This window comes from Kordia algicida OT-1 (assembly GCF_000154725.1).
In the GTDB taxonomy this organism is placed as follows: Bacteria; Bacteroidota; Bacteroidia; order Flavobacteriales; family Flavobacteriaceae; genus Kordia; species Kordia algicida.
This window is the reverse complement of record NZ_DS544873.1, coordinates 4,567,360-4,583,222: the sequence shown is the minus strand read 5'-3', so window position 1 is coordinate 4,583,222 and position 15,863 is coordinate 4,567,360. Positions and strand designations below refer to the sequence as shown.

The window sequence follows — 15,863 nt, the reverse complement described above, 5'->3', positions numbered from 1 at the left end:
AAGCAGTGATATGAAAAAAATTAAATTACTTTTTCCGGTAGTTGCATTACTACTTCTCGTTACTTCTTGTGTTTCGGTCAGAGTAGTTGCCGATTACGATCAAGAAGCAGACTTTAATTCTTATAAAACATTTGCGTTTTATAAAACAGGAATTGACCAAGCTGAAATTTCAGACTTAGATAAGAAAAGAATTTTACGTTCTATAGAAAAAGAAATGATTGCACGTGGATTTGTAAAATCTGAAAACCCAGATCTTTTAGTAAACATTATGACCAAAGCTAACAAACGCATCAATGTCAACAACAACGCTTTTGGCGGTTGGGGATTTGGCTGGGGCGGCGGCTGGGGCGGCTGGGGCTGGAGTCCTTGGATGTGGGGCGGCGGTATGAATACCGTAACCACACGTACTGATGGTGTTTTATATATCGATTTGATTGATACAAAACAAAAAGAGTTGGTATGGCAAGGACGCGGTACTGGAAACTTAAACAGCCGTAGTATGGAACGAAAAGATCAGCGTATCCAAGAGTTTGTAGCAGAAATCATGAAGGAATATCCGCCTGTAGCAGACGCAAAATAGACAACATACTTCACATATGAAAAAGAACCTCAAAGGTAAAACTTTGAGGTTTTTTTATGCTTTTACCTTATTTTTTCACCGCAGGAAAAATAATTTGCAGCGGTACTTTTAAGTAAAACCTCCGCTACTTTTATACATTTCCTCCGTTGCTTTCTTCCCAAACCTCCGCTGCTTTTTATAAAAAGTAAAAATGTACTTATTATTGCTGTTTTTTGACTATGAAATCTTACAAAAAGTAAGTTTTATTATTTTCAATTAAGCTCATAAACCTGTCATTTTTCAAAAAATAATAGCTTGTAAACTCAAAAAATTAAGCCATAAGTGAGGCCTAACAATAGGTTTTAAGTTTTTATTATAGCTTTCTTATTTCACATTTTTATATCTTTACTTTTCAAAATTCATGTACTCTTTATGATTCAAAAAGTAATTTTCACATTCGCTATTTTCTTTGTATTTACTAACTTTTCTAGTGCACAAAATGATTTTCACATCAAACTTGATCGGAAGAATCGTGTAAAAGAAATTGGGACGATACAAAATGGAGAGAAAGAAGGACTATTTTTCCGCTTTAAGCGAAACGGAAAACACAAAACGTTTTTTTATGAGAACGGGAAAAAGAAGAAAGTAGCACCATCACAAGTTTCTGTAGAGAAGAAATACGATCCGTTGTCAAAAGGACAAATTCTAGAGGAGAGTTTCGGTATTTTAAAAAATGGGAAGCGTGATGGTTTATGGTTTACTTTTGATCCTGAAAAACAATTTAAAGCAGTTTCTCAATATAAAAACGGCGTGTTGCAAGGCATGAAATATCGCTTTCATGTAGATGGAGAAGTGCTTGGTATTGACCGATTTGTAAATGGAAAAAAACATGGAATTAGTGAGGAATTTCACAGTGGTGGCGCATTGCATTATCGAACAGAGTATAAACGCGGGAAGATTGTAGATGGAGAAAATATTTATTATTACCCAAATGGAAATAAAAAATTCGTTGATAACTATAAAAACGGTTTAAAGTTTGGAAAAAGTACCACGTATTACGAATCAGGAGCCATAGAAATTGAAGGAATTTATCGTGATAAAGGCTTGGCAGAAGGTCCATGGAAAGAATATTATGAAAATGGTACACTAAAAGAAGAATACTATTATAAACACGGACTTTTTCATGGTGAATACACAATTTACGATGAAAATGGAAAGGTTACAGAACAATATATTTATAGGAATGATAAGTTGATTAAGACGATTGTGAATTAGGCTCGCTTCGCTCAATTCAAGGATTTAAAAATTCAATGATTCAACATTGTTTCTAAGACAAATTTGAATGTTGTTTGAAACGAATTGATACATTTCCAAATTTTCAAATTACCACATTAATAACGCTTTTTTGTTTGAATTTCCAATTACTCTTAGAACTTGACTAATACCTAATGTCCAAAAACTAATGCCTATTCTTTTCGCTTCGCTTAATTCAAGGATTTAAAAAATTTAATGATTCAAGGTTGCTTCTAAGACAAATTTGAATGTTGTTTGAAACTAATTGATACATTTTCAAATTGCCACATTAAAATTTAAGTATCGCTTCGCTCCTAGTATGTTCGTATTTTAGTTTGAATTTCCAATTACTCTTAGAACTTGACTAATACCTAATACCTAAAATTTTAGACTCAACTTTGCTTTTTGGTATTTCTCAATTTCAAATTCAATACGTCTTTACGAGGAGCGGTAGCGACGTGGTAATCTGCCTATCATAAAGTATTATTGCTATTTGAAGAAACAGATTATCACTCTCCTATCAAATTGGAAATCACAAAGACGTTTCAAAAGTTAGCCATGAAATAATTCAAATTCAAGTTGAATTTCGACTTCAATCACATTTTCAAATTAGCCAATTTTCAAATCATCAAATCAACTCATTATTACATTAGAAAATTGCTACACTAATTCATTAATATTTCATCAACTCATCAATTTTCGCTTTTACTTTCTTCGTAGATGGAATCATCGTTTGCTCTAAAGTACTATTTAAAGGAATAGCCGGCATATTTTCTGAACCGATGACCATCACTGGCGCATCTAAATATTTGAAACATTTTTCCTGAATCATTCCAGCAATGGAACGTGCAAAAGAATTATTTACAGGTTCTTCTGTTACGACTAAACATTTTCCTGTTTTCTTTACAGATTCAATGATCGTTTCTTCATCCAATGGAAATAAGGTACGCAAATCAATGATTTCTATGTGTTCACGTTGTCCTTCCGAAGCATTCATTGCCCAATGTGTTCCCATTCCGTAGGTAATGACGGTCATGGTCTCTTTTTCGTCTTGCTTCCAGATTTCTTGCAATACGTTTGCTTTTCCAAAAGGCAACATATAATCTTCTGAAGGTTCAATTGAAGTTGCGCCTTTGGTTCCTGGTACTTTTGACCAATACAATCCTTTGTGCTCTAAGATTACGACAGGATTTGGATCGTGATATGCCGCTTTCATCAACCCTTTTAGATCGGCTCCGTTACTTGGATAAGCAATTTTTATTCCTCTAATATTAGTTAAGACAGATTCTACGGAGGAAGAATGATACGGTCCGCCACTTCCATACGCACCAATTGGTACACGAAGAATCATAGAAACTGGCCATTTTCCGTTAGATAAGTAGCACGAACGACTAACTTCTGTAAATAATTGATTAAGTCCTGGCCAAATATAATCGGCAAACTGTACTTCTACAATTGGTTTTAACCCAACTGCGCTCATTCCTACGGTTGAACCAACAATAAAGGCTTCCTGAATTGGTGTATTGAATACACGATCGTCACTAAATTTTTGTGCTAAAGTTGCAGCTTCTCTAAAAACACCTCCCAAACGTCCACCAACATCTTGTCCGTATAACAAACATTCTTTGTGTTCGCGCATGAGTTCTTCAACGGCGAATAAAGCACAATCAACCATCACGACTTTTTCTTCTCGTTCCGGACTGCGCTCTCCTACTTCTGCTGTGACAGGCGTTGGTGCAAAGTCATGAGTAAATAAATCTGCTGGTGTTGGGTCTTCTGCTTTTAAGGCTTCTTGAAAATCTGTTTTTACTTGTGCGATAGCGTCTGCTTCTATTTTATCTACAGCTTCCGCTGAAAAGCCATGATCTAGTAATTGTTGTTTGATGACTGGATACGGATCGCGTGAACGTGCTTCTTCCAAATCGTCACGATACCATTCCATACGCACACCAGAAGTATGATGATTGAGTAATGGAACTTTTGCATGTACTAAGATTGGGCGACGTTCATCACGAATGGTTTTGATAACCTTTTTGAGCGTTTCGTAGCTTTCAATGAAATTTGCTCCATCAATAGAAACGGCATCCAAACCTTTGAAACCTTCTGCATATTCCGCAGCATTTTGCGCTCTAGTTTCTGCGGCATTCGCTGAAATATCCCAGCCATTATCTTGTACTAAGTATAAGATTGGCAATTGCTTTAAAGCTGCCATTTGAAACGCTTCTGCGATTTCTCCTTCGGTAACCGATGCATCACCTAACGAACAAACGGTTATTGGATTTAAATCGCGTGTATCATCAAAAGGAGAATCTTTTGCCGCTTGATCTTCAATTCCTTGAATTTCTTTGTATTTCATTCCCATGGCAACACCTGTCGCTGGAATGGTTTGCATTCCCGTTGCTGAAGATTGATGCGGAATTTTAGGTTTGTCTGTTTCACGTAAACTTGGATGTGAGTAATACGTTCTTCCACCAGAAAATGGATCGTCTTTCTTTGCTAGTAATTGCAACATTAAGTCATACGGACGCATTCCGATAGAGAGTAACATGGCATCGTCACGGTAGTATGGAAATGCATAATCTTGTGGGAGTAATTGCATTCCCACGGCGCATTGAATGGCTTCGTGTCCGCGCGAAGTGGCATGTACATATTTTGAAACTTGCTTGAAGTTATCTTCGTATAGTGTTGCCATTGCTTTGGCTGTGCAAAGTAATGAGAATCCTTTTTGTAGTGTTTCTTTGTTCATGTCTTTATAGTAGTGAGATTTTAGTAGTGAGAATTGAGAGCGTTTCACAACTAATGCCTCTTATTTTTTATACATTTTACTTCAAAGTACTTCTCGATACTAATTTGCTTTGCAAATTAACTCGAAGTGACGTTTTGTTATGCTCCGTTTTATGTAACACTGAGTCAAGCTCGGCATGATGATTTTTGTTTAAAACTTCTCAATACTAACATCTCAATACTCAATACTATATTCCCATTTTCATGGGAACTTTGGCGTTAGCGATTGAGGTGGCATCCTTTTTTTAAAAAAAAGATATAGCCGAAAGCGTGACCTTTAGGAAACGCCCAAAAAAATTTTATGCTACAACCGAAACCATCCAGTTGTGTTTGTCTTCTAGTTTTCCTGCACGAACTCCGTTGATGGTGTCCATAACCATTTGCCCTACAGGACTTTCGTCAGATACGTGAATTTCTTCATCTTTGTGACCAATTGCCTGAATCATTGCGATTCCGACCGCAGTTCCCGTACCAAAAGCTTCTTCGAGTGTTCCGTTTGCCGAAGCTTCTTTGATTTCGTCAAGCTTGATTGGTCGCTGCTCCACTTCGTAACCATTGTCTTCCAAGATCGTAATAACACTTTTACGTGTGATTCCATCTAAGATAGCACCATCTAAACTTGGCGTGATAAATTTTCCGTTGATTTTGAAAAAGATGTTCATGGTTCCAACTTCTTGAATGAAGTTGAATTCATGCGCATCTAGCCACAATACTTGATCGAATCCTTTGGATTTTGCAATTTCTGTGGGACGAATGGCTGCTGCATAGTTTCCTGCTGCTTTTGCTTCTCCTGTTCCACCTTCTGCCGCACGAATGTATTTGGTTTCTGCATATAGTTTGATGCGTTTTGTAAAAAACGGACCTGCTGGCGATGCTATGATGATAAAGTGATAGCTTGTTGCGGCACGCATTCCGATAAAAGGTTCGGTAGCGTACATAAACGGACGTAAGTACAAGGCGCTTCCTTCTTGTGGCGGAATCCAACCGCGTTCCATATCGACTATTTTTTTGAGTCCTTCTACGAATAAGTCTTCTGGAAATTCTGGCATTCCCATACGACGCGCGCTAAAGTTTAAGCGCTTTGCGTTTTGTTCTGGACGAAATAGTAACGGTTCTCCTGCTGCATTTACCGTAGCTTTCATTCCTTCAAAAATAGCTTGTCCGTAGTGCAATGCCATTGCTGCTGGATGCGTTGGAATCATTCCCAAAGGTTGAATTTTGGGAGTTTGCCATGCACCATCTTCGTACGAACAGATAAACATGTGATCTGTAAAAGTTCTTCCGAGTGGTATGTTGTTAAAATCTAGCTTTGAAACGTTTGATTCAGTAGCTTTCGTGATGTGTATGTTGTGTGTCATTTGTGTGTTGTATGTTGTGTGTTGTGTGTTAATTTGTTTACGTTATATTTTAAATCAAAACATAAATATTCAACTTATAAACTCTGAAACTATTTTAGTTGCTTAGATTACTCTTAATTTTGTATTAACTCTAATTTTTCTTGATTTTTAATTTAAAATTCAACATTTAGCGTTTATAATTTTTAATTTCAAAGTACTTCTCGATACAATTTTCTATCTATCTCGACTGCGCTCGATATGACATAAAATCACTCGAAGTGACGTTTTAGTTTCAAATTTGAGTCGAGTTCAAGTGTTATATTTTCCGTTTCGGATCAAATGCTTCTAGGTAGTCTCCTACTTTTCTTAGGAATGATCCACCAAGATAACCATCAACAACTCGGTGATCGAAAGAGAGTGATAGATACATCATACTTCTGATGGCGATTTCATCTCCTTTATCGGTTGTGATAACTTCAGGACGTTTTTTGATGATTCCTAATGCTAAGATTGCGACTTCTGGCTGATTGATGATTGGTGTTCCCATCAAACTTCCAAAGGTTCCTACGTTTGAAATGGTGAATGTACTTCCTTGAATTTCTTCTGGTTTAAGTTTGTTTTCGCGAGAAGCGTTTGCCAAATGGTTTACCTCAGCAGCCAATCCTTTTAGATTTTTTTCGTCTGCATTTTTTACCACAGGAACTATGAGATTTCCACTTGGTAATGCGGTTGCCATTCCGATGTTGATGTCTTTACGTTCTATGATTTTTTTTCCATCTTCTGAAACCGAAGCGTTGATGCCTGGAAAATCGATTACCGCTTTTGCTACCGCTTCTACGAATAATGGTGTAAAAGTTAATCGCTCACCATATTTTTCTTGAAAAGGTGCTTTGTTGGCATTTCTCCAATTGACCATATTTGTTACATCAATTTCAATATACGCAGTTACGTGAGGCGATGTGTGTTTGGAATACACCATGTGATCGGCGATCATTTTACGCATGCGATCCATTTCTACCACAGTGTCATGTCCTTCCACATATTTGATTGGTGGCGGATTGTAACTGCTTTTTGGTTGTTGTGTTTGTGCTTGTATTTGCGGACGACTCGCTAATGGATAGGTTCTATTTTTTAGATAGTTAAATACATCGCTTTTGCGGATACGACCTTCAGCGCCAGTTCCTGGTATGCTTTGTACTTCTTCAATCGTCATGTTTTCTTTTTTCGCAATACTTACGATTAATGGCGATAGGAACGCATCTGGATTTCTGATAAATTCTGAATTCTGAGTTTTGAATTCTAAATTGTTTGAAGAAGATGTATTTGTAACTTGTGGTGATTTTACAGTTTCGTTTTTTACTTCTTCATTCGATATTTCTTGTGCTGTATTCGATGTTTCAGTAGCGTCAATTAGTGCAATTATTTCTCCAATTGGCACAACATCGTTAGCTTGAAAACGAATTTCAGTGATGACTCCTGTGCATGGTGACGGCACTTCAGAATCAACTTTGTCTGTGGCAACTTCTAAAATAGTTTCTTCAATTTCAATGGTATCTCCCACATTTTTTAACCAACTTATGATGGTAGCTTCTGAGATACTTTCTCCCATTTTGGGCAATTTCAAGGGTACTATTGGCATGAGCGTGTATTTTAGTTTTACTTTTTGCTTTGCAACAAAAAACGAACAAAAATACTATTTTTAAGCTTTCTTAACGCAAATACACTACAACTGATTCTTATTAGCAGTGTTTTTTTCTTTATTTTTGATTTTTAATTATATTTTTTTCTTTTAGAAGCTGTTTGATACAGTTTTTATAAAATTTTTATCTGAATACTTATGAAGTTAGATCACATTGACTTAAAGATTTTAAAGTTACTTCAAGAGAATAGCAATCGCACAACCAAAAGTTTGGCGGAGGATTTACAAATGTCCACCACGCCAGTTTTTGAACGGATTAAAAAACTTGAAAAAGAAGGCTATATTGATGATTATGTTGCGCTTTTAAATGCTAAGAAATTAGGTTTGAAACAAACCGTTTTTATTGGAATTACTTTACAAGGACATACACGCAGTTATTTGGAAAAGTTTGTAAAGCAGATTAATGAGTTTCCCGAAGTGGTAGAATGTCATCGTGTGACAGGGAATTTTGATTATTTGTTAAAGTTAGTCGTTGCAGATGTAGAAGCATACGAGAAATTTATTATTACTAAATTAACGCTGCTTCCGTATTTGGGAAGTGTGCAGAGTTATATTGCGCTGTCGAAAGGAAAACAGACGCATGAATTGAATTTGGAAGAATTAGAATGATCTTTTTTCGTAAAAAACGTAATGGATTCCCGCATAGATAGGAATGACAATATATTGTAATTGATATGGTAGATTTTAAATTGGATTTTTTAGATCATGTTGCGATTCGTGTAAATGATATGAACGCTTCTGTGGCTTGGTATGAGCAAGTATTGGGTTTGAAACGCTATCAACTTCCAAAATGGGGCGAATTTCCTATTTTCATGCTATCAGGGAAAACAGGAATTGCTTTGTTTCCTGCAACTTTGAGTGATCCTGAATTAGCACCAACTTCCAAGAATGTAAAGATAGACCATTTTGCATTTCAAGTGAGCAATGAAGCATTCACAAAAGTGCGAAAGCATTATGAGAGTTTAGCATTAGATTATACGTTTCAAGATCATCATTATTTTCATTCTATTTACACCAAAGACTTAGACGGACATACCGTAGAATTAACCACTTTGATGGTGGATGAAGACGATTTTTATCGATAAATTATTGTTGCTTATTAATCTTTAAATTACCTTTATTTTTAAAACCATATTGAATGTCCGCCATTCCCAACAACCAACGAAATTTAGTCCGAATCGTATATGATATTGCAAAAGATCATACTATTGAGATTACTTCTTTTTCTTTTGATTGGATTTTGAAATTGTCTAAAAACGGAATCCATAAACATATTTTCGGGTATAATTTTGAGCTGAATTCTTCTACTTCAAAAATGATTGCAGGCGATAAAAGTGCTGCTTCCGACTTGTTAGAAGCGGCAACTATTGCAACCGTTCAACATAAATTATTTTTAAATCCTGATTTGGAAAAGTATGTTGGTAGTCATGGAAATTGGCAAGATATCTTGAAGTTTTTTCACGAGAACAATCAGCAAATTGTGTGCAAACCTGTGAATGGAACTGGCGGAAATGGTGTATTTATGGTAAATTCTGTAATACAACTTGAACAAGCAATCCACACACTTTTTTCGAAACATAGAAGCATTTGTTTGTCGCCTTTTTATGATATCAAGAAAGAATATCGTGCTGTTATTTTAGATGGCGAAGTTGAATTATTATATCAGAAAAATATTCCTTTTGTGCAAGCTGATGGTTCAAAAACGATATTGGAATTGCTCCAAACTAAGTTTTCAGGCGAAACTTTAAACAATGTCATTACTTCTTTTGCTGAAAAAACAACGCGTAATTTTAGTGACATTCCACCGAAAGGAGAACTTATAGAAGTCAATTGGAAAAGTAATTTGGGTGAAGGCGCTCAGGCAGAAATCATTCAAAATAAAAAAATTTCAACACTTGCTGTAAAAGCTGCAAATGCCATTAACATTCGGTTTTGCTCTGTAGATATCATTGAAACAACTTTGGGAGAATTTTATGTATTGGAAATCAATTCTGGCGTAATGATTGAGCATTTCTTAAATAGCAATCCGCAGGAATACGATCGTGTGAAAATGATTTATGAAAAAGCGGTGTTGCGGATGTTGGACGTTTAACACAACTTTTTATGAAAAATTACTACGCTTTATTTATTGCGGTTTTTTCTTTTTTTCTTTCAAATGCACAGTCCTCCATCACTAAGGAAACTATAACGAACAATAAAGTTAAAACAATTACGGAAAAAGACTTTGATAACAATTCTAACGAAGGTTGTAATACCACCACTACGACGTACGATAGAAATGGTAATACTATCATATGGAATTGGAAGCGAATAGGATCTTTTTTTGAATATGAATATGACAAAAAAGACAGAAAAGTTGCAATGATACGAAAAAGTAAATACGATTCAACGGACGTTCACATCATGAAAACTACGTATGATAAGCATGATAATATCATATCAGATTATGCCAATAAATTTCAAAATTTTTATGATGAAAAGAATCGCCTCATAAAATCTGTAACACTTGATAAAGAAGGTATTTAGAGTGAAACTTATAAAACCTATGAATATGATGCTCTTGATAATTTAATCAAAGAAGTTCATTACAAAGATTATAAAGTCGAAAATACAATTTTGTATGAGTACGATACTTTTTGTAGATTGGTAGAACGTAGAGAATTTGACAAAAGTAGACTTGAATTCTGGAATACAGAATATGCTCAATATAAAAAACCTATCACCTACTTTTTAACAAACATAAGCTACGACGAAAAAGGTAGAATTAATGAAAAGTATGACTATTTCAGTGATCCATGCGAAAGTATGGACGATCATTATTTATTTAAGAATTTTTATAAATCGAATGATTTACTTGAAAAAACAGAAATATTTTTTCGAGGCAGACGTGTTTCAACAACGAGATATTCCTATACTTTTTATTAAAAAACTCCAAACTCAAAACTATTTTTTACCAACATACGGGAAACCGTAATTATATCTTATTTCATTAAAATACTTTTACATGCGAATTAACCAATTGTAAAAATTATGAAAAAAGCATTCTTCTTAGTAGCAATATCTATTATCTTAACTTCTTGCGGATCGTATGTAAGAATTGGAGATTTAACAGGAATCAGTAATCGAAATTTAGATGATAGCGAAAAATACGTTTTATTAAAAAGAGATGTAGAAGCAATCGCAAAGTCCAAAAATGATGATGCATTAGAGCAAGCGGTTGATAATCTTACCAAAGAATATGAAGGAGAGTTTTTAAGAAACGCCAAAATTTATGTAAAAAATAATGGCGCTAAAGTAAAAGTAATTGGTGATGTTTGGGGTATTCAACAAACCAATGTTAACGTTACGACAAATGCCAATGCAAAGATTGAACTTAAAATTGGAGATAACGTTGTTTTTAAGATTAAGAAAGATATCCTTGAAGGAAGAATTATAGGCTTAAATCCAAATTTCGTGATTGTCGAATATCAAAAAAGGAAAAGAAAGAAAATTATCGAATTAAAATATGATGAAGTAACAAAAACTGAGTAACCCTATTTTTTCTCCATAAAATCACGCAACGTATCATAAAACGCTTCCTGCGTAGGGCGCTCTTTTGGAACTTCACGTAACGGTTCAACTTCACGCAACGTGTCATGACAATCTTTTGGCAATTGCTGATACAACTGTGTTCCTTTGGTTTTCCAAGCAATCATTTCGTCACTAACTTGCTTAATGACTTTCGCAGGATTTCCAACCACCAAACTACGTTTTGGAATCACGGTTTTTGCTTTTACAAACGCCATGGCACCAATAATACTTTCGTCTCCAATTTCTGCATCATCCATGATTACGGTGTTCATTCCGACTAAGACATTTCTGCCAATATTGGCTCCGTGAATAATCGCGCCGTGACCAATATGCGCACTTTCTTTTAATACAATCGATTTCCCTGGAAACATGTGAACGGTACAATTTTCCTGCACATTTACACCATCTTCCAAGATAATTTCGCCCCAATCGCCACGAATCGCCGCACCTGGACCAATGTAACAGTCTTTTCCAATTATCACATTTCCTGTCACTGCCGCTAACGGATGCACAAAACTACTTTCGTGCACCACTGGTATGTATCCTTTGAATTTGTAAATCATATTCATTTCCCGTGAAAGCGGGAATCTTTTAAATTATTATTTTTAGTTTTGAGAGGTTAGTATTGAGAATTGAGAAAAATAGATTCTGCATCAAGTGCGGAATGACAGTCAATATTTTATCTCAATCCGCACTACTAAATACTAATATCTTATTACGCAAATCGTTTCAACGTTTCCTTTGTAAAGTCAGAAAGCACTAATCTTCCTGAAATTGCTGCACGTTCTGCTAATAAATTGTCCCAATCTTCCGTTCCTGCCCAAAATGCTTTTTTCATTTCTGCCATTGCTTCTGGATTGTAGGTACACAAATGATTTGCAAAAGCGGCAACAGCTTCATCAAGTTCTTCATTTGAATCGTAAACTTTCATGTACAAACCTTTGCTTCTCGCCCATTCTGCATCGTAAAAACTATTCGCGTCAATGGCAATTTGCGACATTCCGCTTAAACCAAGTTTACGTTCTACGGCTGGTCCAACCACAAAAGGTCCGATTCCCACGTTGAGTTCACTTAGTTTGATGGAAGCAAATTTGGAAGCCATGCAATAATCTACCGCAGACGCCAATCCGACGCCGCCGCCAACAGTTTTTCCTTGTACACGTCCGATGATAAACTTTGGACATTTACGCATGGCGTTGATGACGTTGGCAAATCCTGAAAAGAAGATTCTTCCTGTTTCTGCGTCATTGATGTTGATGAGTTCTTTAAAACTTGCGCCTGCACAGAACGTTCGATCGCGTCCACTTTTTAGAACGATTACTTTGATGTCGTCATTCGTTCCTGCATCGGTAATAGTTTGTGCCAATTTGGCTAATATGTCTCCTGGCAACGAGTTGTGTGCTGGATGAAAAAATTCGATGGTTGCTACACCGTTTTCTATGTTTTGTTTTACGTATGGATCAGTCATATTCATTTCCCGCGAAAGCGGGAATCTTTTTAATGGTTATACTTAATTCTATTTTATTTTACCTACTAAATCTTCCCAAGTAGGGTTTTCTTTTTCTATCAGTTCAACTTTCCGATCACGATTCCATTTCTTCATTCGCTTTTCTCTTAAAAGTGCTTCGTCTTTACTATTATATTTTTCAAAATACACTAATTTATTCAAATTGTATCTTGCTGAAAATGTAGTTGGATGTACTTTGTTTTTATGTTGCCTAATTCTTCTTTTTAAATCTTTGGTCACTCCTATATACAAAACACCGTTCGGTTTGTTGGTGATGATGTATACCTAGTGAGTTTCCAATTTCTTGATTTATTTTTTAGTTTTTTCGCTTTCGTAAAAATGTTTCTCTTACTTTTTAGATTCTCGATTTCTTGGAATAATTCTCTTTTCATTTTTAGACTCCCGATTTCTCGGGAGCTTTGAACAATTCGGCTATAATAAGCCGAATTGTTCAAAGTGATGATTAAAGTGCTTCGTATTCATCAAATTCCACTCAAATTTATCCAAATGTCCAAAAACTGCATTTTTAGTGGTTGCTTCTGGGTTTTCTTTGAAGTACAATTCGAATGCATCATACGCTTCTAATAATTTCGCTTTGGCTTCTGCTAGATTTTCGTAACGCGATTCCGTTATTAATTTTTCTAATAGTTTTGGTGCGTCAAAGTTTCTTGGCATTTTATCATGCGTATACAAACTATCGTGTACTTTTTCTAAATATTTTTCAGGCGTTTCAATTTCAAAATCTTGAATTTCTCCAGAAGCAACTTTCAACGTGTATTCCAAATGTTCTACCATTTGTTGTGGTGACATTGTTCCCCAAGCTGGTTTAGTATCTTCTGTTAGTTTTCCTAGATAATTTTGGATGGTAGTTTTGTTAATCGTTTTAAACGGATTTTTCTTTTGAACCATCGTCAAAATTGTCGCAATTGCTACCAATTCATCTTCTTGGTCGAAAACTTCCACAAACCATTTTACAATTCCGCTAGGTAATTCTTTTCCGCGTGAATCTCTGTCTACTTTTTCTTTACACGTCAATCGTACGTATACGGTATCGTTGTGATAGATTGGGCGTAAGAAACGACATTCTTCTAAACCATAATTTGCCGCTACTGGACCTTTGTTTGGATAGACGAATAATCCCGCTGCCGCAGAAATGATAAAGTAACCATGCGCCGTACGTTTTTCAAAAATACTTCCGTCAAGCGAAGTAATATCGGTATGCGCATAGAAATGATCCCAAGTTAAGTTTCCAAAGTTGATGATATCCGTATCTGTAATCGTGCGTTTGTGAGTTTTCAAAGACATTCCCGCTTCGATGTCTTCCCAATGGTATGCAAATGGATGTTTTGGTGTTTCCTTGTATTTAGCATTCGCCTGATAGATTCCTGTAACTTCCGTTAGTGTAGTTGGCGAACCTTGAATGGCACAACGCTGCATGTAATGTTTGATGCCACGCATTCCGCCCATTTCTTCTCCACCACCAGCACGTCCTGGACCACCATGCACTAATAATGGCAATGGTGAACCGTGACCTGTACTTTGTTTTGCCATATCACGATTTCCGACTAAGATTCTTCCGTGATGTGATGCTGCTCCTACAACATATTCTCTTGCTTTTGTATCGTCATTTGTAAAGATTGATGATACTAATGAACCTTTCCCCATTTGTGCCAATTCAATAGCTTCGTCCATGTTTTTGTATGGCATGATGGTACTTACGGGTCCGAAAGCTTCTATTTCGTGAACGTTTGTATTTTTGAATGGATTGTTTTCTCTGAGTAATATTGGACTTAGAAATGCTCCTTTTTCACCATCAGCACCAACAGCATCGATGTTATCCAATGTTCCGTAAACGATATCAGCAGTTTTTGCCAATTTAGAAACTTGATCTTTTACTGATTGTACTTGCGTTTTGTTGATGAGTGCGCCCATGCGAACTTCTTTTAATCTAGGATCACCAATCGTAACTTTACTGAGTTGTTTCCCAAGAGCTATTTGTACATCTTCAACTAAGTTTTCTGGAACAATGATTCTTCGGATTGCAGTACATTTTTGACCTGTTTTTACGGTCATTTCTTTTCGAACTTCTTTGATGAATAAATCAAATTCTGGTGTTCCTGGTACGGCATCTTCTCCTAAAACAGAACAGTTTAGTGAATCAGCTTCCATCGTAAAAGGAACTGCTTCTTGCGTTAATCGCGGATGTGCTTTTAGGATTCTTCCTGTATGCGCAGAACCTGTAAACGTAACTACATCTTGTGATTCTACGGTATCTAGGATTGATTTTGTCATTCCGCTTAATAATTGCAAAGCACCTTCTGGCAAGATTCCTGAATCTACAATAACTCTTACAACCGCTTCTGTAAGATATGCCGTTTGTGGAGCTGGCAATACGACTGCTGCCATTCCTGCCATCCAGTTTACGGCACATTTTTCTAACATTCCCCAAACTGGGAAGTTAAATGCATTGATGTGTACAGCTACTCCACGTTTTGGTACGAGAATGTGATGTGCCATGAAACGTCCGCCACGAGATAAATCGATTGGATCGCCTTCTACGTGAAATGGTTGGTTTGGAAAGAGTTTACGAAGTGAAGCATTTGCGAATAGGTTTCCGAATCCACCTTCGATATCAATCCAACTGTCTACACGTGTTGCACCTGTTTTGTAACTGATATCGTAGAATTGTTCTTTCCGTTTGTTGAGATACAAGGCTAATTTTTTGAGCATGTTTCCACGCTCTTGAAAGGTCATTTTTCGAAGTTTTTCGCCTCCTTTGGTTCTTCCGTATTGCAATGCTGCAGGAATATCGAGTCCTTCTGTGGTTGCAAATCCGATGGTTTCTCCTGTGACGGCATCAAACATTGGAGAACCTTCTCCTGTTCCTTGCGTCCATTGTCCGTTGATGTAGCTTTGTAAGGTCATATTTTATTTTGTTGTGTGTTGTTGGTTATGTGTTGGTCGCTATCCTTTGTTTTTTGTTTTTTGGCTTTTGGCTTTTGGCTTTTGGCTTTTGGCTTTTGGCTTTTGGCTAAGTTGTTTTTTCTATATTTTGTTTCAAAGTATAAACTCTTAAACTTAATAAACGTCTAAACTTTTCTTGATTATTTTTTA

At 36.1% G+C, this 15,863-nt stretch carries 15 protein-coding genes; 8 read left to right on the top strand and 7 right to left on the bottom strand.

Translation table 11 applies throughout. The annotated features are described in order from the left end of the window. The first annotated feature begins 10 nt into the window (after positions 1-10). Positions 11-580 carry a DUF4136 domain-containing protein gene (locus tag KAOT1_RS19635; protein WP_007096652.1) on the top strand — a complete coding sequence of 190 codons (570 nt, stop codon included), beginning with the start codon at positions 11-13 and terminating at the stop codon, positions 578-580. A 411-nt stretch (positions 581-991) separates the two neighbouring features. After that, positions 992-1,834, top strand: coding sequence for a toxin-antitoxin system YwqK family antitoxin (locus KAOT1_RS19630; RefSeq protein ID WP_007096651.1), 843 nt, complete (start codon positions 992-994; stop codon positions 1,832-1,834). A 691-nt stretch (positions 1,835-2,525) separates the two neighbouring features. On the opposite strand, the gene KAOT1_RS19625 is transcribed toward KAOT1_RS19630, so the two are convergent. The 3 genes from KAOT1_RS19625 to KAOT1_RS19615 all read right to left on the bottom strand — a co-directional run bounded on the left by KAOT1_RS19625 (position 2,526) and on the right by KAOT1_RS19615 (position 7,612). Then, positions 2,526-4,598 (bottom strand): alpha-ketoacid dehydrogenase subunit alpha/beta, encoded by a 2,073-nt coding sequence (locus tag KAOT1_RS19625; protein WP_007096650.1) that lies wholly within the window; start codon positions 4,596-4,598, stop codon positions 2,526-2,528. Between the two features lie 337 nt (positions 4,599-4,935). Further along, entirely contained in the window at positions 4,936-5,994 is a 1,059-nt protein-coding gene (locus tag KAOT1_RS19620) for a branched-chain amino acid aminotransferase (RefSeq protein WP_007096649.1), read from the bottom strand. 295 nt (positions 5,995-6,289) lie between these two features. Then, positions 6,290-7,612: a dihydrolipoamide acetyltransferase family protein gene (locus tag KAOT1_RS19615; protein WP_007096648.1), complete on the bottom strand. Its 1,323-nt coding sequence runs from the start codon at positions 7,610-7,612 to the stop codon at positions 6,290-6,292. A gap of 198 nt (positions 7,613-7,810) precedes the next feature. On the opposite strand from KAOT1_RS19615, the gene KAOT1_RS19610 reads away from it, so the two are divergent. From KAOT1_RS19610 to KAOT1_RS19585, 6 genes are all read left to right on the top strand, one after another. Next, on the top strand, positions 7,811-8,281 hold the full coding sequence (locus KAOT1_RS19610; protein ID WP_007096647.1) for an Lrp/AsnC family transcriptional regulator: 471 nt from the start codon (positions 7,811-7,813) through the stop codon (positions 8,279-8,281). A gap of 65 nt (positions 8,282-8,346) precedes the next feature. Then, on the top strand, positions 8,347-8,757 hold the full coding sequence (locus tag KAOT1_RS19605; RefSeq protein ID WP_007096646.1) for a VOC family protein: 411 nt from the start codon (positions 8,347-8,349) through the stop codon (positions 8,755-8,757). Between the two features lie 53 nt (positions 8,758-8,810). Next, entirely contained in the window at positions 8,811-9,764 is a 954-nt protein-coding gene (locus tag KAOT1_RS19600; RefSeq protein ID WP_007096645.1) for an ATP-grasp domain-containing protein, read from the top strand. Between the two features lie 11 nt (positions 9,765-9,775). Further along, entirely contained in the window at positions 9,776-10,198 is a 423-nt protein-coding gene (locus KAOT1_RS19595) for a hypothetical protein (RefSeq protein ID WP_007096644.1), read from the top strand. 90 nt (positions 10,199-10,288) lie between these two features. Continuing rightward, positions 10,289-10,597 carry a hypothetical protein gene (locus KAOT1_RS19590; protein WP_007096643.1) on the top strand — a complete coding sequence of 103 codons (309 nt, stop codon included), beginning with the start codon at positions 10,289-10,291 and terminating at the stop codon, positions 10,595-10,597. 105 nt (positions 10,598-10,702) lie between these two features. Beyond that, positions 10,703-11,203, top strand: a complete 501-nt coding sequence (locus KAOT1_RS19585; protein WP_007096642.1) for a hypothetical protein — start codon at positions 10,703-10,705, stop codon at positions 11,201-11,203. 2 nt (positions 11,204-11,205) lie between these two features. On the opposite strand, the gene KAOT1_RS19580 is transcribed toward KAOT1_RS19585, so the two are convergent. From KAOT1_RS19580 to paaZ, 4 genes are all read right to left on the bottom strand, one after another. Then, the gene (locus KAOT1_RS19580) at positions 11,206-11,805 is read right to left on the bottom strand and encodes an acyltransferase (RefSeq protein ID WP_040559727.1); all 600 of its coding nucleotides are present in this window, start codon (positions 11,803-11,805) and stop codon (positions 11,206-11,208) included. A gap of 152 nt (positions 11,806-11,957) precedes the next feature. Continuing rightward, positions 11,958-12,710, bottom strand: a complete 753-nt coding sequence (locus tag KAOT1_RS19575) for an enoyl-CoA hydratase/isomerase family protein (protein WP_040559725.1) — start codon at positions 12,708-12,710, stop codon at positions 11,958-11,960. A gap of 48 nt (positions 12,711-12,758) precedes the next feature. Beyond that, a complete protein-coding gene (locus tag KAOT1_RS19570) occupies positions 12,759-13,025 on the bottom strand; it encodes a GIY-YIG nuclease family protein (RefSeq protein ID WP_040559723.1) in 267 nt (88 codons plus the stop codon). Positions 13,026-13,181: 156 nt separating this feature from the next. Further along, positions 13,182-15,674, bottom strand: coding sequence for a phenylacetic acid degradation bifunctional protein PaaZ (paaZ, locus tag KAOT1_RS19565; RefSeq protein WP_007096638.1), 2,493 nt, complete (start codon positions 15,672-15,674; stop codon positions 13,182-13,184). Positions 15,675-15,863 lie beyond the last annotated feature (189 nt).

Excerpts from the sequence above, each read along its gene's own strand:
- KAOT1_RS19635 (WP_007096652.1), top strand. The coding sequence starts at position 11 with ATGAAAAAAATTAAATTACTTTTTCCGGTAGTTGCATTACTACTTCTC.
- KAOT1_RS19630 (WP_007096651.1), top strand. The coding sequence starts at position 992 with ATGATTCAAAAAGTAATTTTCACATTCGCTATTTTCTTTGTATTTACT.
- KAOT1_RS19625 (WP_007096650.1), bottom strand. The coding sequence starts at position 4,598 with ATGAACAAAGAAACACTACAAAAAGGATTCTCATTACTTTGCACAGCC.
- KAOT1_RS19620 (WP_007096649.1), bottom strand. The coding sequence starts at position 5,994 with ATGACACACAACATACACATCACGAAAGCTACTGAATCAAACGTTTCA.
- KAOT1_RS19615 (WP_007096648.1), bottom strand. The coding sequence starts at position 7,612 with ATGCCAATAGTACCCTTGAAATTGCCCAAAATGGGAGAAAGTATCTCA.
- KAOT1_RS19610 (WP_007096647.1), top strand. The coding sequence starts at position 7,811 with ATGAAGTTAGATCACATTGACTTAAAGATTTTAAAGTTACTTCAAGAG.
- KAOT1_RS19605 (WP_007096646.1), top strand. The coding sequence starts at position 8,347 with ATGGTAGATTTTAAATTGGATTTTTTAGATCATGTTGCGATTCGTGTA.
- KAOT1_RS19600 (WP_007096645.1), top strand. The coding sequence starts at position 8,811 with ATGTCCGCCATTCCCAACAACCAACGAAATTTAGTCCGAATCGTATAT.
- KAOT1_RS19595 (WP_007096644.1), top strand. The coding sequence starts at position 9,776 with ATGAAAAATTACTACGCTTTATTTATTGCGGTTTTTTCTTTTTTTCTT.
- KAOT1_RS19585 (WP_007096642.1), top strand. The coding sequence starts at position 10,703 with ATGAAAAAAGCATTCTTCTTAGTAGCAATATCTATTATCTTAACTTCT.
- KAOT1_RS19580 (WP_040559727.1), bottom strand. The coding sequence starts at position 11,805 with ATGATTTACAAATTCAAAGGATACATACCAGTGGTGCACGAAAGTAGT.
- KAOT1_RS19575 (WP_040559725.1), bottom strand. The coding sequence starts at position 12,710 with ATGACTGATCCATACGTAAAACAAAACATAGAAAACGGTGTAGCAACC.
- paaZ (WP_007096638.1), bottom strand. The coding sequence starts at position 15,674 with ATGACCTTACAAAGCTACATCAACGGACAATGGACGCAAGGAACAGGA.